The sequence below is a fragment of the Dictyoglomus sp. SSW genome (genome assembly GCF_055181335.1).
Genome location: NZ_CM143705.1, coordinates 733,648 through 756,600, shown reverse-complemented (window position 1 = coordinate 756,600; position 22,953 = coordinate 733,648). Strand labels below are relative to the sequence as shown.

The 22,953-nt window shown below is 30.2% G+C and carries 20 protein-coding genes; 10 read left to right on the top strand and 10 right to left on the bottom strand.

The genetic code is table 11. The annotated features are described in order from the left end of the window. Positions 1-8: 8 nt before the first annotated feature. The 3 genes from ACY3JM_RS03555 to ACY3JM_RS03545 all read right to left on the bottom strand — a co-directional run bounded on the left by ACY3JM_RS03555 (position 9) and on the right by ACY3JM_RS03545 (position 2,538). On the bottom strand, positions 9-653 hold the full coding sequence (locus tag ACY3JM_RS03555) for a bifunctional 4-hydroxy-2-oxoglutarate aldolase/2-dehydro-3-deoxy-phosphogluconate aldolase (protein ID WP_463082557.1): 645 nt from the start codon (positions 651-653) through the stop codon (positions 9-11). 14 nt (positions 654-667) lie between these two features. Further along, positions 668-1,474, bottom strand: coding sequence for a 5-deoxy-glucuronate isomerase (iolB, locus tag ACY3JM_RS03550; protein ID WP_463082558.1), 807 nt, complete (start codon positions 1,472-1,474; stop codon positions 668-670). Between the two features lie 182 nt (positions 1,475-1,656). Then, positions 1,657-2,538 (bottom strand): lipoprotein, encoded by an 882-nt coding sequence (locus tag ACY3JM_RS03545; protein WP_463082559.1) that lies wholly within the window; start codon positions 2,536-2,538, stop codon positions 1,657-1,659. Positions 2,539-2,701: 163 nt separating this feature from the next. On the opposite strand from ACY3JM_RS03545, the gene melA reads away from it, so the two are divergent. Genes melA through ACY3JM_RS03530 form a run of 3 tightly spaced genes read left to right on the top strand, consistent with a single transcriptional unit; the run spans position 2,702 to position 4,907 of the window. Continuing rightward, the gene (melA, locus tag ACY3JM_RS03540) at positions 2,702-4,033 is read left to right on the top strand and encodes an alpha-galactosidase (RefSeq protein ID WP_463082560.1); all 1,332 of its coding nucleotides are present in this window, start codon (positions 2,702-2,704) and stop codon (positions 4,031-4,033) included. 14 nt (positions 4,034-4,047) lie between these two features. After that, complete coding sequence (locus ACY3JM_RS03535) at positions 4,048-4,641, top strand: DMT family transporter (protein ID WP_463111736.1); 594 nt, start codon at positions 4,048-4,050, stop codon at positions 4,639-4,641. Then, on the top strand, positions 4,611-4,907 hold the full coding sequence (locus tag ACY3JM_RS03530) for an EamA family transporter (RefSeq protein WP_463111735.1): 297 nt from the start codon (positions 4,611-4,613) through the stop codon (positions 4,905-4,907). Before ACY3JM_RS03535 ends, ACY3JM_RS03530 begins: the two co-directional genes overlap by 31 nt. A 57-nt stretch (positions 4,908-4,964) precedes the next feature. Here the strand turns inward: ACY3JM_RS03530 and ACY3JM_RS03525 are convergent, their stop codons facing one another. The 5 genes from ACY3JM_RS03525 to ACY3JM_RS03505 all read right to left on the bottom strand — a co-directional run bounded on the left by ACY3JM_RS03525 (position 4,965) and on the right by ACY3JM_RS03505 (position 10,778). After that, entirely contained in the window at positions 4,965-5,615 is a 651-nt protein-coding gene (locus tag ACY3JM_RS03525; RefSeq protein WP_463082562.1) for a sugar-binding protein, read from the bottom strand. Positions 5,616-5,697: 82 nt separating this feature from the next. Continuing rightward, positions 5,698-7,512, bottom strand: a complete 1,815-nt coding sequence (locus ACY3JM_RS03520) for an ABC transporter ATP-binding protein (protein ID WP_463111734.1) — start codon at positions 7,510-7,512, stop codon at positions 5,698-5,700. Next, positions 7,505-9,238: an ABC transporter ATP-binding protein gene (locus tag ACY3JM_RS03515; protein ID WP_463082565.1), complete on the bottom strand. Its 1,734-nt coding sequence runs from the start codon at positions 9,236-9,238 to the stop codon at positions 7,505-7,507. Before ACY3JM_RS03515 ends, ACY3JM_RS03520 begins: the two co-directional genes overlap by 8 nt. A gap of 16 nt (positions 9,239-9,254) precedes the next feature. Beyond that, a complete protein-coding gene (locus tag ACY3JM_RS03510) occupies positions 9,255-9,692 on the bottom strand; it encodes a MarR family winged helix-turn-helix transcriptional regulator (RefSeq protein ID WP_463082566.1) in 438 nt (145 codons plus the stop codon). A 93-nt stretch (positions 9,693-9,785) separates the two neighbouring features. Next, complete coding sequence (locus ACY3JM_RS03505) at positions 9,786-10,778, bottom strand: LacI family DNA-binding transcriptional regulator (protein WP_463082567.1); 993 nt, start codon at positions 10,776-10,778, stop codon at positions 9,786-9,788. 173 nt (positions 10,779-10,951) lie between these two features. On the opposite strand from ACY3JM_RS03505, the gene ACY3JM_RS03500 reads away from it, so the two are divergent. From ACY3JM_RS03500 to ACY3JM_RS03475, 6 genes are all read left to right on the top strand, one after another. Further along, positions 10,952-12,208, top strand: a complete 1,257-nt coding sequence (locus tag ACY3JM_RS03500; RefSeq protein WP_463111733.1) for an ABC transporter substrate-binding protein — start codon at positions 10,952-10,954, stop codon at positions 12,206-12,208. Between the two features lie 83 nt (positions 12,209-12,291). Further along, positions 12,292-13,164, top strand: coding sequence for a carbohydrate ABC transporter permease (locus ACY3JM_RS03495; protein ID WP_463082569.1), 873 nt, complete (start codon positions 12,292-12,294; stop codon positions 13,162-13,164). A 61-nt stretch (positions 13,165-13,225) separates the two neighbouring features. Continuing rightward, on the top strand, positions 13,226-14,011 hold the full coding sequence (locus tag ACY3JM_RS03490) for a carbohydrate ABC transporter permease (protein ID WP_463083646.1): 786 nt from the start codon (positions 13,226-13,228) through the stop codon (positions 14,009-14,011). Between the two features lie 4 nt (positions 14,012-14,015). Further along, complete coding sequence (locus tag ACY3JM_RS03485; protein ID WP_463082570.1) at positions 14,016-15,698, top strand: MGH1-like glycoside hydrolase domain-containing protein; 1,683 nt, start codon at positions 14,016-14,018, stop codon at positions 15,696-15,698. Then, positions 15,676-18,741, top strand: coding sequence for a glycoside hydrolase family 2 TIM barrel-domain containing protein (locus tag ACY3JM_RS03480; RefSeq protein WP_463111732.1), 3,066 nt, complete (start codon positions 15,676-15,678; stop codon positions 18,739-18,741). The genes ACY3JM_RS03485 and ACY3JM_RS03480 overlap by 23 nt, the downstream gene beginning before the upstream one ends. Beyond that, the gene (locus ACY3JM_RS03475) at positions 18,731-19,588 is read left to right on the top strand and encodes a DMT family transporter (protein WP_463082572.1); all 858 of its coding nucleotides are present in this window, start codon (positions 18,731-18,733) and stop codon (positions 19,586-19,588) included. Before ACY3JM_RS03480 ends, ACY3JM_RS03475 begins: the two co-directional genes overlap by 11 nt. Positions 19,589-19,590: 2 nt before the next feature. On the opposite strand, the gene ACY3JM_RS03470 is transcribed toward ACY3JM_RS03475, so the two are convergent. Further along, positions 19,591-20,562, bottom strand: coding sequence for a Gfo/Idh/MocA family protein (locus ACY3JM_RS03470; protein ID WP_463082573.1), 972 nt, complete (start codon positions 20,560-20,562; stop codon positions 19,591-19,593). Between the two features lie 12 nt (positions 20,563-20,574). After that, positions 20,575-21,561 carry a GTPase gene (locus ACY3JM_RS03465; RefSeq protein ID WP_463111731.1) on the bottom strand — a complete coding sequence of 329 codons (987 nt, stop codon included), beginning with the start codon at positions 21,559-21,561 and terminating at the stop codon, positions 20,575-20,577. 222 nt (positions 21,562-21,783) lie between these two features. On the opposite strand from ACY3JM_RS03465, the gene ACY3JM_RS03460 reads away from it, so the two are divergent. Next, positions 21,784-22,944, top strand: coding sequence for a carboxypeptidase regulatory-like domain-containing protein (locus tag ACY3JM_RS03460; RefSeq protein WP_463082575.1), 1,161 nt, complete (start codon positions 21,784-21,786; stop codon positions 22,942-22,944). Positions 22,945-22,953 lie beyond the last annotated feature (9 nt).

Here is a 22,953-nt window from a genome sequence, read left to right as displayed (position 1 = left end):
AAATTTTATTACGATCTTGCCTTTTTAATTTCCTCTATATAATTTTTTGCTCTCTCTGTTAATATTTCGAATTTTTTCTCTGCAATAACCTTTTTATCTACCAAATTTCCCCCAACTCCTACAAAACAGGCACCAGCCTTAATGAATTCTCCCACATTTTCTAAACTTACTCCTCCTGTAGGAGATATTCTAATATATGGCATAGGTCCATGTATAGCTTTTATATATTTAGGTCCTAATGTATCTGCGGGAAAAAGCTTTACCACATCCGCTCCTTCTTCCCAAGCAGTTAATATCTCTGTAGGTGTATAAGCTCCAGAAACAGCTATTTTATCATACCTATGACATAAATTTATAATTTCTTTCTTTAAAACTGGAGAAACAATGAAATCTGCACCAGCGAGAATAGCCATTCTTGCAGTTTCAGGATCTAATACTGTACCCATACCAACTATGGCTTCTTTGCCAAGAGCCTTCTTCACTTTTGGCAAATATTCTATAGCTAAAGGGACTGTCATTGTAATCTCTAAAGAAATAACTCCTCCGTCATATAAAGCTTTAGTCACATCCAATAAATCTTCGGGAGAATCTGTTCTTATTACCGCCACTATTCCACATTCTATCATTCTTTCTAAAATATCATATCGCCCCATAATAATTCCTCCCCTTACCTTTTAGATTCCCTTATAATTTTCTCTACCGCTTTAATCCACTTATGATTAGGATCATCATTAATAATTGACTCCCTTATGTCTCCTGCAAGTATCCAGAGATAGTAGAGTTGGTATCCAGGAGCAGAAACTACAGGATGATACCCTCTGTTTATTAGGAGTAAGGAATTATCTTCTATCAAATAAACATTATCTATATCCCTTTCAGGTGTATAAACCCTTTGCAACCCAAATCCATTAGGAGGATTTAATTTATAAAAATATACCTCCTCCATCTTCACCTCTTCAGGATAATTATTGGTATCGTGCTTATGAGGTGGATAGCTGGACCAATTACCTGGAGGATTTATAGTCTCTCCAATTAATAACCTTTTTGCCTTTATTCTCCTATCAATAATATCCTTTACATCTCTCCTCCAATTATGTACTCCCACATCTCTAATTATCACGTCCCCAGGTTTGATTAATTTTACCTCTTCATCTGTTTTTACCCTTGTTTTGCAGATAGCAACCTCTATATTTTCCAAAGCTTCAATTTTCACCTCTTTATTATTAGGTATATAAAGTGCATAAGCATTTCCATCGAAAACATTTCTTCTTGCCCCTAAATTATCATATTTTATATCATCTATAGTTACATTAAGTTTACCTGTCAATATAATAAGGCCAATTTCATAATCTTTTGAATTAAAAGAATAGGAATCTCCTTTCTCTCCTTTAAATATATCTAATTCTATGTATTCCATTTCACCTGGTTTCACAAGGGAGTTTAAGCCTTTCTCAAGAATAACCTTTCTAAACATATTTACTCCTCCTTTTTTATCACTAAAAAATAATAGAGGCATTATTGAATGATATAATGATTAACTTTTTTTGTCAAGAGTAAAAATACAGCAAGCGTTTATTAAATCAATATTAAAAAATTAAGGGATTCCCCCTATAAAGGAATCCCCTAATAATGAATTTTTTGTTTATTATAAAATATTTATTGCAAATAATTAGACAAATGAAGTTCTAAATATAGATCATCATATCCGTAAGTTGTAGGATCCCCGTCACTATCTTTACTTCCTGAAATCTTCAAGATAGGATCATTGGTATTATCCCCAACAACAGAAGAAGATGCAGAAATCATAAGTTTATTATCTATATTTATATTATTTTCAAAGTCAACATATATAGCATAAATAGAAAACTTTCCGGTTAAAACTGGGAAATTGTTAAAATTACTTAATTTAACCACACCTACGTTTTCTAAAGACATTGTCAGTCCAATTTTATTTACTTTATTTGGATCTGTATAACCATATAAATAATAAGAAGATCTCAAACTTACAGGATAAGCACCATCAATACCATTTTTTATGTCCTTATTAAAAATAAAATACCCTTCTATACGCGCTCCCAACACTTGATTATTTAATTGAGAATACCCATCTAATACATATTCAAGTCTCTTTACTGAAGAATAATATCTTACTTTTAGGTAACTTCCAGTATCAATTTGTAACATATACCAACCATTAGCATCTGGCCCTTGCCATTCATTTGTAGGCTCAATTGTTATTTTCTCGAGTGGAGTCTTTATAGCTTCTTTTAATGACATGGATTTGCTAATCATTAGATTATTAAAGCTTCTACTAATTGGTGATACCAGTGAACTTCCTTGATTAAAAACAACACTTGGTATGTCCATATAAATATCTATGTTCTTGGCGTAATCCGAATCAGTATTAATTACAGTAGCATAAATATTGTTTAGTTGATCTTGGGTTAAATCTTTATCTGGTTGTGGCTCCTGTTTTACACAACCTGAAAGAAAAATCGCAAGGATGGCTATTAAGATTAATATCAAACATTTTTTCATGAACAATTAATCCTCCTTCCCCAAAATTTTATACATTATTATTATAGCAATATATCTTAAAGGGTGTATTAAAAAATTTTCAATTCCTAAAAACTAATTGTTGATATAATAAAATACACTTACAAAATTAATTTTAATTTCTTTAGGAGGTATATAAAAAAAGATGTGTAAAAAGATAACTTTTATTGGGGCTGGAAGTCTTGGATTTACAAGAAATTTAGTACGTGATCTCCTTACCTTTCCTTCTTTTCAAGATGCTCATATTTTTTTAATGGATATAGACGAGGAAAGATTGAATTATTCAAAATTGATGGTAGAAAAAATAGTAAAAGCTGGAAATTATCCTGCAAAAGTATTTGCCACATTAAATAGACAAGAAGCATTAGATGGAGCTGATGCAGTCATAATAACTATTCTCGTTGGTGGAGTACAAATTTGGAGACATGATATAGAAATACCTAAAAAATATGGTGTAGATATAAATGTAGGAGATACAAGAGGCCCCGCAGGAATTTTTAGGGCTCTAAGAACTATTCCTGTAATGATAGATATTGCTAAAGACATTGAGAAACATTGCCCAGAAGCAATAGTTTTAAACTATACAAACCCTATGGCAATGCTCATAAGAGCAGTACAAACAGTTTCTAAAATTAAAATCGTAGGACTATGCCATAGCGTACAAGGAACGGCTGAAATGCTTGCCCGCTGGATAGGAGCACCTATGAATGAAATTACTTATTTTTGCGCTGGAATAAATCATCAGGCCTGGTTTTTGAAATATGAATGGAAGGGAAAAGATGCCTATCCTCTTATTAGAGAAGCAATTTTAACAAGACCTGAAATTTATAAAGAAGAAATTGTAAGAAACGAAATGTTTTTACAATTAGGATATTATGTCACAGAATCTTCAGGGCACAATTCGGAATACAACCCTTGGTTTAGAAAAAGACAAGACCTTATTGAAAAATATTGTCTTCCAGGTACAGGATGGAATCCAGGAGAATGGGGTTATATATTAAAAGAATATCTTAAGAGAGAGAACACTTGGAGAAAAGAGGTTAAAGAGTGGATTGAGAAAGAACCAATCAACCTTGAAAGAGGGCATGAATATGCTGCATATATATTAAATGCTATTTTAGGCGATGGGACCATATTCGAATTTAATGGTAATATTAGGAATTTTGGTCTTATTGATAATTTACCTTATGGGGCTTGTGTAGAAGTACCTATTATTGCGTCAAAAAGAGGTTTCGATTCTATAAAGGTAGGTAATCTTCCACCTCAGGTTGCTATCTTAAACTACATAAACTCATCTTGTGAAGAATTAGCTGTAGAAGGATCTCTTGAAGGTGATCCTAAAAAGATATTCTATGCAATAGCTTATGATCCCCTTACATCAGCAGTTTTATCCTTAGCTGAAATAAAACAGATGGTAAAAGAGATGTTTGAAATTAATAAAGATTATCTTCCTCAATTTAAAAATTTTGAGATATAAAAAGGTAAAAAGATATGAACAAATTGTTAGCTTTAGTATCTGTAATAATATCTTGCCTCTTCTGGAGCATCTCTTTTTCTGTTTCCAAAATACTTCTAAATGAATATTCTCCTTTTGAACTATCCTTTATAAGATTTTTTCTTGCCTTTATATTTTCTGCTATTCTTTTTTATCCAAAGATTAGAAAAACTCCTTTGCATTGGAAATATCAAAAACCTCTATTTATAGCGGGAATGTTAGGGGTCACATTATATTTTGTCTTTGAAAACTCTGGTTTAAAATATACCGACGCTTCAGAAGGAGCCCTTATTGTGGGCTCCTTTCCTGCCTTGGGATTAATTGTAGAATTTCTCACCTCAAAAGAAAAAATACCAATGAATAGATTATGGGGTGTAGTACTTTCCATAATTGGAGTATTACTGATCATAGGAGATTCTGGAATTAACTTAAAATTTAACAATTTATTTGGTGATATTCTTGTACTTCTATCAGGGGTGATGTGGGTAATATACAATTGGGAAATAAAAAAGGTTAATCATCTTTACTCCCACGAAGTAATAACTACCTTCCAAATGCTATGGGAACCCTTTTATTTATTCCTTTTTTAACCTTTACAAGAATGCATATAAAAATTAATTTTCCTATTTTCTTATCACTTTTTTATTTATCATTCTTTTGTTCCGTATTAGGCTACCTACTTTACAACTATGGTTTAAAACATCTTTCTGTAAGTCAAGTTGTAAATCTCTTAAATTTAATTCCACTTTTCGGAGCTATTTGGGGTGTAATTTATTTAAAAGAGACCTTAAGTTTTTTAAAAATTATAGGCGGAATATTCATTATCTCAGGCGTTAGTCTATCATCTAAAAAATAATAAGAGCCTACCCTTTACTCGGGTAGGCTCTTTTCTAAAAATCTCTAACCAAAGATTTTATTTTTCAAGCTTTAAATTTCCAAAATAGGAAGCATTTCTCCAAGCCTCATTATCCCACTCATTCCATGCAACTATTCCAACTCTATTTGCAAACATATTTGCATCATTTACTTGTAAATCAAACCCAATTACCATTCCTTCACTTAATTTCCTTGTTCTCATCTTTACCTGAGCTTCTACAACATACCCAAAATCAGTCTTTCTTGTAGCTGTTACAAAATAGTCTTTAGAGGCATTAGTTCCAAAACTTTGATAATTATCGAAGTTTACTCTATACTGAGCATCATTGTTATCATACGAAGAAGCTTTCTCATTTCCTTCGTCCACAAATATCTCTACAGAATCTTGTTCCCAAGGATTAGTATTATCTTTATTTAAAAGAGAATCATAAACTTCTGCCAAAACATATATACTATCTTCATCCCACAATACTCTAAATTTAGCATAAGCTACTTTACCCTTTGTACCTGATACATATCTATCTGTTACATACTCATTGGCAGACTTCCAAACCTCATCCATTTGGGCATCAATTTTAGGTTTGCCATATTTAGCTACTGCAGTTTGTGTTTGTTGTCCGAGAGTCAAAGATGCTAAAATAAAAAGAACAAATAAGGATAAAATCAGAATAAAACTTAACTTTTTCATACCAACTCCCCCTTTAATAAAATTTTAATAAGAATTATAAAGTTAATTAAATAATTCTGTCAACCGTTCTTTTAATATTCCCTTACTCTAACTCTTCCGCAAATTGGCTCATATATAGATTGTAATAAAATCCTTTCTTTCTTATAAGTTGCTCATGAGTACCTCTTTCAATTATCTCCCCATTATACACAACCAAGATCATATCAGCATTTCTAATAGTGGACAATCTATGGGCTATAACAAAACTTGTCCTCCCTTTCATTAAGTTTAACATTGCATTCTGAATATACTTCTCTGTCATTGTATCTACATTACTAGTTGCTTCATCCAAGATCAATATCTTAGGATTAGCAAGAATAGCTCTTGCAATAGCTATAAGCTGTCTTTGTCCTTGGCTTAGGCCTCCCCCATCTTCCGAGAGAATTGTATCATAACCTTGAGGTAATTTAATGATAAAATCATGAGCATGGGCAAGTTTAGCTGCTTCTATAACCTCTTCATCAGTAGCATCCAATCTTCCATATCTGATATTCTCTTTTATAGATGTAGAAAAAAGAAGCGTATCTTGTAAAACAATTCCAAGATATGATCTTATATCCTTTCTTTTCATTCTTCTTATATCAATACCATCTATCAGAATTTGTCCTTCATCTACATCATAAAATCTTGCTACTAAACTTGCAATTGTAGTTTTTCCAGCACCTGTAGGCCCCACAAGAGCTATCACTTTCCCTTCTTTAACATAAAAGCTTACATTTTTAATAACAGGATTACCTTTTACATAAGAAAACCAAACGTTTTTAAATTCAACTTCTCCTTTGATATCTTTTATCTCCATTATATTGGGATCTTCTTTTTCTTCCTCTTCTTCAAGAACCTCAAAAATTCTTTCTGCACTGGCTATGGCTGATTGAATCATATTATATTGATTTGCAAGTTCATTAATAGGTCTTGTAAATTGTCTTGAATAATTGATAAATATAGTAATATCTCCTATAGATATCATCCTTTTAAAAGCAAAATAACCTCCAAATCCTGCAATTATTGCAAAACTTAAATTATTAAGAAGATTCATAAGTGGTCCAATTGAACCAGAAAAAACCTGAGCCCTTATTCCCACTTGAGTTAGTTCTTCATTTAAAGCCTCAAACCTTTTAATTTCCTTTTCTTCTCTATTAAATATTTTTATTACTTTTAAACCAGAAATATCCTCTTCTATCAAACCATTAAGTTTTCCTAAAAGAGTTTGGTTAGCATAAAAATAATTACGAGTTCTATGGGATATGAAGTTTGTTAACCAAATAGTTAAAGGAATGGTAATCAAACTAACAATTGTCATAGGAATACTTATTCTTAGCATCATAAATATAATGCCAATTAAAGTCGTAATACTGGAAAAAAACTGTATCACACTATTAGAAAGAACCATGCTTATATTATCTATATCGTTAGTAATTCTACTTATAATGTCCCCATAAGATCTTAAATCAAAAAACTTAATTGGTAGTCTATGAATTTTGCCAAAAAAATCCCTTCTCATTTCATAAACCAAATTTTGAGTGGTTTTCAACATTACATAACCTTGAATCCATCCAAGAAAGGATAATAAAAGATAGATTCCACCGAGAACTAATAGAAAGCTAAGAAAACCATCAAATCTTTTAGGAATTATATAAGTATCAATACCCTTACCTATGAGATAAGGACCTACAATTCCCAATATGGAAGAAATAAATGTCAAAATAAAAACAAAAATAAATCCCCACTTAAATTTTTTCATATATTTAAAGAGCTTTCTTAAAGTACCCCATGGATCTTTAATTTCTACTTTCTCAAAATTAAAATGTGGTCCTAATCTTCCAGGCCCACCAAATGGTCTTTCGCCTTCTCTACGCATACCTCATTACCTCTTCATCTATCTGAGATTTATAAATTTCCCTATAAAAATTATTTTCTTTAAGTAATTCAGAATGAGAACCAAATCCTACTATTACTCCTTTATCAAGTACTATTATCTTATCTACATTCATCATAGTACTAATTCTCTGAGCCACAATAAAAGTAGTACAGTTTCTTATTATCTCTCTCACTCCATGGATAATCTTTTGCTCTGTAACAAAATCAACAGCACTAGTGGCATCATCCAAAATCAGTATTTTAGGCTTTCTTACTAAAGCCCTTGCAATTGCAATTCTCTGTTTCTGACCTCCAGATAATGTAACTCCTCTCTCTCCTATAACAGTGTCATAACCTTGAGGAAGTCTTATAATAAACTCATGGGCCTGGGCAATTTTTGCAGCATTAATTATTTCTTCCTCATTAGCATCCTCTCTTCCCCAACATATATTCTCCCTTATAGTACCTGAAAAAAGTATAGTTTCTTGTGGAACCATGGATATAGCATCTCTAAGTATCTTAATATCCATATCTCTAATATCTTTTCCATCAATTAAGATTCTCCCTGAAGATATATCATAAAGTCTTGGGATAAGATTTACTAAAGTAGATTTACCAGAACCGGTTGTTCCAATTATCCCTATAACCTCACCCGGATTTACCTCAAAATTAATATCTTTTAGTACATATTCCTCTTTATTAGAATAGCTAAAATAGACATGTTCAAATTTGATCTTGCCTTCACTTATAGGGTTCTTATCTGCATTTTCTTTGCTTTGGATATCAATTTTCTCTTCCAAAACTTCTATAACCCTTGAAGCAGAAGCTGAAGCCCTTGATACAAACATTAAAATATTACCTATCATCATTAATGAGAACATAATCTGCCCTATATAGTTAATATATGCCATTACTTCCCCCACCTTCATACTTCCACGATTAACCAAAAGACCCCCAAACCAAAGTAATCCTAATATACTGAAATTCATAACTAACATGAAAAGAGGCATAGCAATTATTAACAACATAACAGCTTTAATAACTGCATTCATTAATAAAGAATTTGCATATCTAAATCTCTCTTTTTCATAATCTTCTCTTCTAAAAGCTCGCACCACCCTTATACCAACCAAATTTTCTCTTACCACGTTATTCATATAATCTATTCTTTTCTGGATCTCACCAAAAAGAGGGAAACTTTTCTTCATAATAACTAAAAAGGTAAGGATTAATATGGGGATAGAAAACAAAAAAATGACTGATAAACTTTTATTAAGGGAAAGAGCCATTATAATACCACCTATAAAAAGAAGAGGAGCTCTAACCATAATTCTTAAAGACATCATAACAAGAGTCTGAACTTGATTTACATCATTTGTTAATCTAGTTATCAAAGAAGAAGTATGAAATTTATCTATATTTTTAAAGGAAAATTTTTGTACTCTTTTGAATAATTCATTCCTTAGATCTCTACCAAAGTATTGGCTGGCTAAAGAGGAAAAAACTGTACAACCCACTCCACCTATCATTCCAATAAAAGCAATACCAAGCATTATGAGTCCAGTATTTAGAATTAAAGAAAAATTATTTTTTAAAATACCATTATCTACAATGTGGGCAAGAAGAGTTGGTTGATAAAGATCACATATCACCTCTATGAGCATAAAAATAGGGGCTAATATAGCAAAAAGAGTATAAGGCTTCAAATATTTTATAAGCTTCTTCATTTACCAAATCCTCCTATTATTCGTTTAACCTTCTTAGATTATCTATTACTCTCCTTAAAAAATTCATTAATTGATCCTTTTCCTCATCAGAAAAACCATTAAAACATTCCTCTTCCAATTGTCTATATATCTCTCTTAATCTACAAATAAATTTTTTTCCATCCTCAGTTAAATACACTTTCGTATATCTCTTATCTTTTTCATCCCTTTTACTTGAGACAAGACCTCTTTTTTTCATCCTTCTAAGAATTAGAGTGACGGTAGATGGCTTTATCTTTAATTCTTCTGCTATCTCCTTCTGAGTTAGGCCATTTTTTTCAGCCAAAAGAAGAAGAACAGGAGCTTGCCCCCTATAAACCTTTAGATCAGAAAGTAGCTTTTCTCTTCTCCTAAAATGCTCCTTTATTACACCTTTAAATAACCCATATAAAGACTCTTCTTTTCCATAAAACATATATCCACTCCAATAATTAGCTAACTAATAGTATATCAATTAAGTATATCCAATGTATATTTATTTTGAAAACTAAAAAACATAGATTTTTTATCATAAGCTAATTTCCTTACAACTATTCCTTACAACAAGCTCCGTAGCTATAATGACTTTTTTTGAATTTTTTCTATTTTTTTCTATCCTTTCTAACAATAAATTGATGGCTGTCTCAACTAAATCTTCAATAGGAATACTTATTGTAGTAAGAGGAGGATTCAAAAATTTAGATATAGATATATTGTTAAAACCAACAATACTTATATCTTCAGGTATCTTTAATGAAGCTTCAAATAAAGCCCTATAAACACCTATAGCCATCGAATCATTTGCCACAAAAATTGCTGTTGGATTTATATTATGTGCTAAAAGCTCCTTAGCAGCTTTATACCCTCCGTTAGGTGTATAATCTCCACGTTTTATATAATTCTCATTTATAGATAATCCCTTTTCCTTCACATATTTTCTAAAATAATATTCTCTTTTATCCATTATATCGCCACCTATAAAACCTATCTCCCTATGGCCTAAAGAAAACAAATAATCAATAGCATCTTTCACAGCTTGTTTCATATTTATAATTACGCAGTCTATTACTGGATTCTCAACATAAGCATCTAAAACTACAATATTAGAAGATTTGGTTAAAAGATTACTTAACTCTTCATTGTTAAGTACACCAATAATAGCTATTCCATTTATATCTTTTAAATCAATATTAAACATATCGTCTTTATGAATAGTTACAGTATCTATATTCATATATTTAGCAAGTTTTTCTAATATTACTCTTAGAGATAAATAATATAAATCTTGCATTTCTAAATCTTCAGAAATAGTCCTTATTATCAATAATCTACTTGTCCTTTTTCTTTTTTTAGGTTTTACTTCATAATTTAACTCTTCAGCCACTTCAAATATTTTTCTTTTTAATTCACTTGAGACGTTAAAAGTTTCATCATAATTTAATACACGAGAAACAGTAGTAATTGAAACTCCTAACCTATTCGCTATATCTTTAATTGTTACGTTGTTTTTACTTCTTTTCATATTAACTCTTTCCCCTTACCGACTTCCTATTAATGATATTACTAAATTCTTACTTTTTTCTCAACATAACCTAAAATCCGACTTATTCCAAAATAATTTTACTAAAAATATTGACATTTTACTAAAATTATTTTAAACTATTCTTAACATTACCTATAAAGGAGGTATATAAAATGGCCTCTAAAGAAAAAAGATCATTACCCAAAACCTTATTTTCCCTTCTTATTTTTCTTTTATTCATTACTATTTCATCACCCCAAAAAATAACCACAATAAGATTTGCAACATGGGATACTGGAGAGCTTTTTCAAATTGAACAAGCTATAGCCAAAAATTTTGAAAAACTATATCCTAATATTAAGGTACAAGTAGAAAGTTATGGCGATAATTTTGATCAAAAACTTGCAGCATCCTTTGGGGCCAAAAACCCACCAGATGTTATGTATATGTGGGATTTCCCAACTTATGCTGAATCTCTTTTACCGTTAGATGATTTAATTAAAAATGAAAAAAACATAAATCTGAACGATTACTATCCTGCAGTTCTCAACTATTGTAAATATGAAAATAAATATTATGGTCTACCTGTAGGATTCACAAGCCACGTAGTTTACTGGAATAAAGATTTATTCAAAAGAAATAATGTCCAACCCCCTTCTCCCAATTGGACCTGGGATGAATTAATAGATAAAGCTAAAAAAATAACCAATCCTTCGCAAAAAATCTACGGTTTTGCCTTTCCTATTAGTCCAGATCCTTATGATTTTGAACAATTCTTATGGAGTAATGGAGGAAGATATTGTAGTTTAGATGGAAAAGAAATAGAAGGATATTTAAACAGCAAAGAAATGATAGAAACTTTAGCCCTATTTACTAAGATGTTAAGAGAAGGTATTGCTGTTCTAACTGGCACCCAACAAATACAATCTGGAGGCGATTTATTCAAGGCAGGAAAAGTTGGTATGTTAGAAAGTGGCATATGGCGTCTACCCGAATTTCAAGAAGCAAAATTAAACTTTGGAGTTCATATTCTCCCAGCCTTTAAAGGGAAAAAAGTAAAAAGTATATTAAATGTTTCTGCTATATCAATAGCAAAAGATTCTAAAAATATAAAAGAAGCATGGGAATTTGTCAAATATTACAGTTACAACAAAGATGCAATAAAAATGAGAAAAGGAGATTTACCCACAAGAAAAAGTGTCGCATCTGAAATGGGATTCTTAAAAGATCCATACTATCAACCATTCTATAAAATGGTTGAAGCCTCTAAAGACACTGTACCTTCATTTAATCTCAATAGAAATATGAGAAAAGTATATGACGAATTAGCAGTAACAATAGAAAAGATATTCAGTGAACAAGCTGATGAAAATAAAATTAAAGAATATTTAAATGAACTTGTTACTAAATGTAAAAGATTTCTTAAGTAGCTAAAGATAATATTAAGAAATATGGGAGGAGATTTTGAAAGTCTCCTCCCATATCTCAGATAAAATGGAGGAAAAACAAAACCATGAAATACAATAAATATATTCCATATCTTTTTATCCTTCCCTGGATAATAGGATTACTATCATTCACTTTAGGGCCATTAATTTTCTCATGTATAATGAGCTTCTATGATTGGCCTATAGTAGGGAAAACCAATTTCATAGGTCTTAAAAATTATATAGACATGTTTCAAGATCCACTATTTTACAATGCTCTTAAAGCAACATTTAGATATGTCTTACTTTATGTTCCTTTGAATACCATCTTTGCATTATTTTGTGCAATACTAATTAACCCAAAATTTAGACTTACATCTATGTTTAAAGTATTGTTTTTTCTTCCAACTATAGTTTCAGGAGTAGCTATAGCTATAGTATGGTCATGGATCTATGATAAAGAATATGGAATTTTAAATTATTTTCTATCCTTATTGGGAATAAGTGGAATAAATTGGCTTGGGGATAGAAAATGGAGTATTGTTTCTTTGGTTATAGCCAGTTTATGGACTATGGGTAATACAATGCTTATATTTCTCGCTGCTCTTAAAAATGTTCCAATAGAATTATACGAAGCAGCTTATATAGATGGAGCAACTAACTGGCAAAGATTTTTGAAAATCACTTTACCAATGATATCTCCTTCCATCCTTTTTAATTTAATAACGACCCTAATAAGCGCATTTCAAGTTCTAACATTAGCCCTATTGTTGACAGGTGGAGGTCCAGCAAGAAGCTCCTACGTATTTGCTATGTATGTATACCACAATGCTTTTAGATACTCTCAATTAGGATACGCTGCTGCTAACGCTTGGTTTATGTTTATTATAATCTTTATTCTAACTATGATTTTATTTAAAACATCAAATTTATGGGTTTATTATGAGGCAGAATCATAAATAAAATAAAGGAGGTATTATTTTGAAAAGGTTGTTAGTTAGTTTAGGTTATTATATATTGATGATATTTCTATCAATATATTTTGTATTTCCTATAATTTGGATGATCATAAGCTCAGTAAAACCCTCAACTGAACTTTTTACTTATCCTCCTAAATTTATACCATCCTCATGGCATTTAGAAAATTTTAAAGAGGCCTGGAATGCACAACCATTTAATTTATATCTCAAAAACTCTTTACTCATTGTTATTTTCAATACTTTAGGTCAAATATTTTCATGCACACTCGTTGCCTATGGCTTTGCAAGATACAAATTTAAAGGAAGAGAACTTCTATTTACAATTCTATTGGCATCTATGATGATACCCTGGGATGTCACAATGATTCCTCAATATGTACTTTTCAAAGCCTTAAAATGGATAGACACTCTTAAACCCTTTATCATACCAGCATGGTTTGGAGGACCTTTCTATATTTTTCTTTTGAGACAATTTCTATTGACCATACCAAAAGAATTAGAAGAAGCTGCTGCCATAGATGGTGCAAATCCATTACAAACATTTACAAAAATTTTCTTACCACTTATGAAGCCCGCTATAGCTATATTAGCCATTTTTAATTTTGTAACTTGTTGGAATGACTTTTTAGGACCTTTAATATTTATAAATAATCCTCAAAAATACACTCTTATGTTAGGTGTAGCTCAGTTTAGAGGATTACATCACATTGAAATAAACAAAATCATGGCAATAACAACCATTGTATCATTACCACCATTGCTATGTTATATTTTGGCACAAAAATACTTTACTGAGGGAATTGCAAGTGTAGGAATAAAGAGGTGATTTAATGATAAAAAGCAAATATGAATTAAGTAAGATACCATTTACAAGAAGAGGATCTTATATAAGAATTTTACTTGATAAAGATGACAATATTTTAATCGGACATCTAACAGGTGGGGATGATGTTGAAAAAGAGATTATAAAAATCATTGTTAATGAAAAGATAAAAGATATTTCTATGTTACCGTATTTACTAAAGATAGAATACAAAGTTGGAGAATTATATATCTCTTTTAGTAATCCCAACATCTTAAAGATAAAAACTTACAAACTTCCTATTAAATTGGAATTTTTAACAAAAAGCTACGACTATGTAATTGAAAGAAACAATTCTTTAATAGAGTTTAATTGTTCTCATAGGAACAATTTATTTCTGTTTATAAAAATTGAAGAGGGAGAATACAAACTAATAAATAAATGGAATGGATTAAGAACAGAATATTCCATCCTCTCTATTACACCTATCAGAGAAAGTTGTGAATTAGCTGTTTTAGATTTTAAATGTGAAAATCCCCAATATACTATACCTTCCTTCGATGAGTCTGTAAACAAAACAAGAAAAGAATTTGAAGACTTTTCTTCGAAATTTAAGATAAGTAATAACAATTTTCAAATAACCTTAGCAAAATATATTCTTTGGGCAAATACAGTATCACCCAGAGGATTAATAAAATACGAAGGATATTTCTCTTCAAAAAATAAAATGACAAATATATGGAGTTGGGATGTATTGTTTACAATAATTCCAATTATAGAAAAATTTCCAGATTTAAGTTTTGATAATCTAAGAATTTTCTTCTCTATTCAGGGAGAAGATGGATTAATACCAGATTTTATAAACGACATATACTTTCATGAAAACTTCTGTAAACCCCCCATTATTGGATATATTTTTAAATACTTCCTAAAAAATAATCTTATAGCTTATGAAGATTTAAAAGAATTCTATGAACCTCTTAAGAGTTGGGGATTTTGGTGGTTAAATCACAGAGATGATGATAAAGACTTTCTTATTCAATATAATCATGGGAATGAAAGTGGTTGGGATAATTCAACAGTTTTCAAAAAAACTATACCTGTTGAATCTCCTGATTTAAATTCATATCTTATTATTCTATTTGATCTTCTATCTGATATGGCTCAAAAATTAAAAAGATATAATGATTACGTAAATTTTAAAGAAATTTCAGAAAAGTTATTTGACAAATTAATAAAATTATGGAATCAAAATGAATTTATTGTTTTTGATCAGAAACACAATATTGTAAACTGCAATAGCTTACAAAAATATATTCCTCTAATACTCACTAATAAACTTCCACTTAACATTATTGAAAAAATAATCATTAATATCCAGAAAAGATTTATTACCCAACATGGTCTTACCACAGAAGCAATAGATAGTCCAGATTTTGACCCAAAAGGATACTGGAGAGGCCCTATTTGGGGTCCCACCACATTTCTACTTACTTCTTCATTAGAAGATTTAAGCTTTAAAGAATTTTCTACAGATATTAAAACTAAATTTATAAAATTAGTTTTAAATAGCTATTTTAATGAAAATTTTGATCCAATAACAGGAGAAGGATTATGTGACACTGGATTTAGCTGGACTAGTAGTATATTTTTAAAATTCTTAGAAGAAATAGAAAAGGAGGGAATCTATGAAACTCTGGGAAAACTATAAAATCACTGGAATAAATGTTCTAAAACCAAGAGCATACTTTATACCTTTTACAGAATTAGAAAAAGCAAAAACTTATGAAAAAGGTTTAAGTATAGGATATAAACTCTTAAATGGAGTTTGGAAATTCATGTTTATTGAATCTCCAGAATATTCACCTAATAATTTCTGGACAGAAGAATTTGATGACACTAATTGGGATGAAATAATCGTACCATCACCCTGGGAAACTCAAGGTTACGATAAACCATACTATACAGATTTTCTTTACCTTTTCCCTATAAATCCACCTTATGTACCCACAAAAAATCCTTGTGGTATATATAGACGAAGATTTAATATCGACAAAAGTTGGTTGGAGAAAAGAATAATTTTAAGATTTCATGGTGTTTCTTCAGCTTTTAGTGTTTGGTTAAATGGAAAAGAAGTAGGATATAGTAAAGGGTCAAGATTAACTTCCGAATTTGATATAAGTCATGTTGTAAGAGAAAACGATAATTTAATTGTAGTTAGAGTATATAAATGGTCAGATTCAAGTTATTTAGAGGATCAGGATATGTGGAAACTTGGGGGAATCACAAGAGATGTAGAATTAATAGTTGAACCTGAGGATGGAATTTATGATTATTTTGTAATTCCGTATCTTGATGAAGATTATTCAAAAGGATCTTTAAATTTGAAAATTGAATTTAATAAAATTTTAGAAGACTATAAATTAAAGACAATATTAATGGATGAGGAGGAAATAATAATATCAGAAAATATATATGAGTTCTCAAAAAACAACTCTTTAGAATTAACCATAGGCAACCTTAAGATTAAAAAATGGTCAGATGAAGAACCATATCTTTATGATTTATTTATAGTCTTAGAAAAAGATGAAAAAGTTATAGAAGTAATTCCCCAAAAAGTAGGATTCAGAAAAATAGAAATAAAAGGAAATACCTTCACTTTGAACGGCAAAAAAATTAAATTAAAAGGAATAAATAGACATGAATTTCATCCTAAATTAGGATACTATACTCCTAAAGAAGTAGTAGAAAAAGACATAAAAATCCTTAAGCAACACAATTTTAATGCTATAAGAACGTCTCATTATCCAAATTCTCCATATTTTTATGATCTATGTGATAAATATGGAATTTATGTTATTGCTGAATGTGATTTAGAAACCCATGGATTTGAAATAATAAACAAATACAATTTCATCAGCAATAATCCAGAATGGAGATTATCCTTCGAAAATAGAATTGAAAGAACAGTACAAAGAGATAAGAACCACCCATCCATAATAATGTGGTCCTTAGGTAATGAATCTTCTTTTGGAGACAATTTTATTTATGCAGCCCAAAAGATAAAAAGTATTGATAAATCTCGCTTAATCCATTATGAGGGAGATAAAGATGCCAAAATTGTAGATATATATTCTACAATGTATACATGGATAGAACCAGAAAACTCCAATAGATCTCTTAAAGAAATAATTGAAAACACTAAGAAACCCTATATTCTTTGTGAATATGCACATGCTATGGGTACTGGTCCTGGAGGCCTAAAAGAATATGAAGAATTCATGGAAAATTATGATAATTTCCAGGGTGCATTTATTTGGGAATACTGCGATCATGGCCTATTAATAAAGAACAACGAAAATTTTATCTTTGGTGGGGATTTTCCAGAGGATTCAAATTTCTGTATTGATGGTCTCCTATTTCCTGATAGGAGTATTAAGCCAGGACTCTTAGAAGCTAAAAATGTATTTTCTCCAATCAAAATTAAACCTAAAGATTTAAACAAAGGGGAATTTATAGTAAAAAACTTATACTATTTTTCAGACCTATCAAACATTACCCTATCTGTAGAAATTTTTAGTTTAAACAAGATCCTATTTAATAAAACCATAAATAGTCTTAATATTGATCCTCAAGAAGAAAAAACCATAGTGATAGATGATATTCCACAAATACTTAAAAATTACAATGAAGAGATCTTTATAAACTTCGTCTTTCAACTTAAAGAAAATACAATTTGGGCACATAAAGGTCATGTTATCTCCTATTATCAATTTAAACTAAAAGAAAATAACAACACAAAACGTAAAATTATGACACCTAAAGATTATTCTATGGAAGAAAATGAACAATATATTACTATAAAAGGAGAAGATTTCAACATAAAATTCGATAAAGTAAATGCTAAATTAACTGATGGTTACAAAAATAGTTTCAAGTTACTATACAAGGGACCCTTTTTTAATTTATGGAGAGCTCCAATAGATAATGATAGAAATATAGTAAAAGATTATATCGAGAAATACAGACTACCATTTTTACAAGAGAGAATCGATAAAGTAAACATTACACCCCACAAAAGTTTTGTTGAAGTTTACGTAACTGCTACATATGGAACTTTAAATTCATCATGGTTATACATTTTAGAATATAAATATCTTATAATTCCGGATGGGAATATATATATAAAAATAAAAGGAAATACAGAGGGGGACAAGCATTTAGCACCTACAATGCTTCCTAAAATAGGCTTTAAATGGTACTTAGACAAAAATCTTGAAAAGGTATTATGGTATGGTAGAGGCCCTGAAATAAATTATCCAGATATGAAAGAAAGCTCTATAATAGGCATATATGAAAAAAATATAAATGACCTAATAATAAAATATATTAAACCTCAAGACGCCGGGAATAGAGAAGAATGCAGATTTGTAAGCCTAACAAATGAATTAGGATTTGGATTATTTGCTGGTTCAAAAACACCTTTTAGCTTTAGTGCATACTATTATGAAGATGAAGATTTACAAAAAACTAAATATTTTCATGAACTCCAAAAACGTAATTACATTGTTTTCAATACCGATTATAAACAAAATGCTTTAGGCAGCAATTCTTGTGGTCAAAATCAACTCAAAAAGTATAGATGTATATTTGAAAATTTTGAATTTAGTATATTGATATCCTTATTTAACAAGTACGAAATATCTGAAAAATCTAAATATCTTAATGATGTATTAATAGAGAATGAATGTTAAGGTATTAGCAATTATATTATTATTTCTATCTTCAATAATATGGGGAGGGGGATTTGTCGCAGTAAAAAATTGTACTCTTTATTTATCTTCTTCTTATATTATCTTTCTTAGATTCTCTATTGCATCTTTACTGCTATTTTTCATTTATTACAAAAGATTAATAAACACAGATCTTTTCTCAATTATTAAAGGCTTTATATTAGGAACCTTTTTATTTTTAGCTTTTTGGCTACAAACAGAAGGAATAAAATTCACAACTCCTGGCAGAAATGCTTTCTTCACAAGTACAAATGTCATAATAGTCCCTTTTTTATATTGGCCCCTAAGTAATAAAAAACCATCCCTAATTCATATTATAAGTGCCTTTATTTCCCTATTAGGAGTTCTTCTGCTCTTTTATAACGGTGAAAGATGGAATATAAATACAGGTGATATTCTCAGTCTATTTTGTGCCTTATTTTTTGCTCTACACATTATATACACTAAAAAATTTGTGAGTACCATAGATCCAATTTCTTTAACTTTTTACCAATTCTTATCTATATCATTATTATCTTTATTCACAATCATATTATACAAAGAATCATTAAGCATAATAATAGACAAAACTTTTATAATATCTTTAACTTACATTTCACTATTAAGTACTTTTATAGCTTATATTTTTCAAACCCTATCTCAAAAATACTTACACCCTAGTGTTGTTTCAATAATACTTAGTACAGAATCAGTATTTGGTTATTTCTTCTCCCATATTATTTTAGGAGAAGAAATTACTGTAAATACCATATTAGGTGGATTGTTGATTTTTATAAGTGTAATGATTGCCTCCTCAAAAGAGCCTTAGAGCTAATAGAATATCTTAACAAGTTTCTTTTTTAAAGCAGAATCATACCAAGCAGAAATCACCTTCATATCCTTTAACCCTTCAAATCCCGATGTTTTGGGATCCCTTTTATTCAAAATAGCATCCTCCATATCCTTTATTTCTGCCACATATTGATTCTCTCCATAAAAAGTATAAAGGGTAAAGTTGTTTTCTTTTCTTAAAATAACTTTACCATCGTATTCCTGATAAAGAGTATCTAACACATATAAAATTCCATCTCTACCCCTTATCTCAAAAGATACAGAAAGAGAAGTATCATAACTTGCATCCATGAGTACTAAAACCCCATCATCAAACTTTGCTACTGCTCCAGCATTTTGCTCTACTTCATACCCATAATTATCATTAATCGCACATATCTCAACGATTTTATTATTAGGTCTAAAAAAATGTAAAGTGTTAATTACATGAACCCCAATATCCATAACAGCTCCTCCACCTGCAAGTTTAAGATCATATCTCCACTTATCTCTATTTAAGTTAACAAAGGAAAAACTTGCTTTTACTATTCCAAGTTTTCCCACAATATTATCTTCTAAAAGTTTTTTTGCACCTATATTATAAGGATTAAATCTACCCATGTTAGCTATTCCAAGAACTACTTTATTTTTTTCACAAGCTCTTATCATTTCCTCTGCTTCTTCCACATTCATAGCCATAGGTTTCTCACAAAGAACATGAATACCCTTCTCCGCACATTTTATCGTTTGTTCTTTATGAAATTTGTTAGGAGTAGCTATATATACCACATCCACATCTTCTAAATCCTCAATTCTTTCGTAAATTTTAGCCCCGTATTTTTCAGCTAAATCTCTTGCCTTTTCAGAATTTGTTGTAACTATCGCAGTAAGCTTAGCACCCATTACCTCTTCAAGAGCCGGGAGAAATCTATCCCTTACAATCTGTCCAGTACCAATTACTGCCCATCTCATAATCTTTACCTCCTATGTATGGAATTCTAAAATATCTTCATCTTTTACTTGATAATTTTTCTCCACTGGAATTCCCTTTACACTACCATCTCTTGTATAAAGTTTTGCATATTTTAAATTTTTGGCTATATCTTTATGAATTAATTCAGCCACATCAAGCACTTTTGCTCCCTTCTCTAAAATATATGGATGTTGCAAATCTGGAGGATATCCGGGCTTTTTAGTATAGACTCTTACTACTTCTAAAGCATTAAATATCTCTCTCTTTGCTTCTTCCATATTAATTCCTTTCTCAGCAGAGATTAAGCACAACTTTAAATCGTCCTTTAATATACTAACATCTTCTTTTAATTCAGAAGGATCCAATAGATCAATTTTATTTATCAAAATCATTCCTCTAACCTCTTTTATAGGTGAATAAGGATCTTTACTAGGATTCTCAGAGACCAATTTAATCTTCCTATTCTGCAGCATTTCTTTAATCTTAACATATTCCTCTAAAATAGAACCTTGATCTGGGGAGAGAAAAATTAAGGTCAAATCTGAATTTCTTATAAGATTATACATCCATGAATCTGAATTTTCCCAAAAGGGCGGAAGATCTATAAGCTGAATTTGTATGTTTTCAAAAGGCATCATACCTACCACAGGATAAATAGTAGAAAAGGGGTAATCTGCCACAAAGCTTTGTACTCCTGTAAGAAGACTAAAAAACGAAGATTTTCCAGTATTAGGTGGACCTATTATAACAACCTGCCCTGCTCCTTCTTTTTCTATATAATCCCATGATCTACCACCACCTTTTTTTGACCTTTTTTCAGCTTCCTCCATAAGTTGAGAGAGTTTTCTTCTTAAATCTGCCTTCATTTTATCTGTACCTTTATGCTTTGGTAAAATAGCAAGCATCTCCTTAAGAGCTTGAATCTTATCCTCTATAGTTTTAGCTTCCCTAAATCTCTTTTCAGCCTCAAAATATTGTGGAGGAAGATTAGCAGGCATATGGATTACACCCCTTTTGCTTATTATACTTAAAAAATTATACACCAAAAAATTTCTTTTTTATATATAAAATGATATAATTAAAAATAAATTCTAATTAATTCTTTTGATAAAAACTGAACTAATTAGAAAATTTTTCCCTAAGGAGGCGATTCTATCTTTAGATTCTTCTTTTTTCTAAATTATCCTATTTTAAAAAATTTAAACGGAGGTAACCAATCAGTGAAGAAAATTATAATATGGCCAATAATTTTAATTCTCAGTATCTTTCTCTCTGGATGTAATCCACCACCAGAGAATCCATTGTTAGGAAGTTCAACTATCCAAGGAAATGTCTATTATTTTGATAAACCTGAGAATCAATCAAATAATATAAAAGTAAATCTAATACCGCAAACAGAAGATTCACCCCTGAATATAAATAATACCTACGTAGTTACAGGAAATAGTGGATCATATAAATTTCAAAATATACCAGCAGGTACTTACCTTATTTTAGCACAAGATATAGATAAAAATTATCAACCAGCCAACGTAATAGTGGAAGTCGCTGACAATCAAACTATTACTGCTGAAACAATGATATTAACCAAGGTTATAAAACACATAGTAATATTTAGAGAAACAGAAACAGGATGGTCAAATGCAGGAATTCCCTCTTCAGTAATAGGTGATATATTAACAACAGAAATTGGAATGACGGAAGGAACAAGTCAAAACCAGTTTGAATATAGAAGTATAAGAGATCAAAATCCAAACCTAAACTTAAATATAGGAGACCTAATAATTATTGAAGGAGATCAGCCTCAAGACTTCTATGACTTCTATACAAACAATATAGAAACCTTTAACAATTTCATAGCAAATGGTGGCACAATTTTTTGGATAGCATGTGATAATGGTTGGGCGTATGGAAACTATACTTCTCATCTTCCTGGAGGTGTTACTTGGAGGGATGCCTACGATTCCTACAATAACTTAGTATATTTTGAACATCCTATTACTAAAAATTTCCCAGAACAACTATACGGAAATTATGCAAGTCATGGTGGATTTGATAATTTAGATACCGCTAATATCGCTAACTTAATGATTTACATAAAAGAAAAAACAGGAGATGGTGTTAATACTTTTCCTACATATATAGAATATAGATATAATAAAGGTAGAGTTTTAGCTACCACAGCACCCTTAGAATGGTATGTAACAAATGGACCAACAGAAATTCCTGAAGGATTTAATACAACTTATAAAGACTTATTTAAACTAATGTTAGTAAGATCTTTGAGATATATCATGAATTTAAACGTAAGTCCTGATATCCCAATTTCTGAAACTATAAATGTTCAAATTCTAAAAGTAAATGGAGTTTCTCATAAGTAGATCATAAAA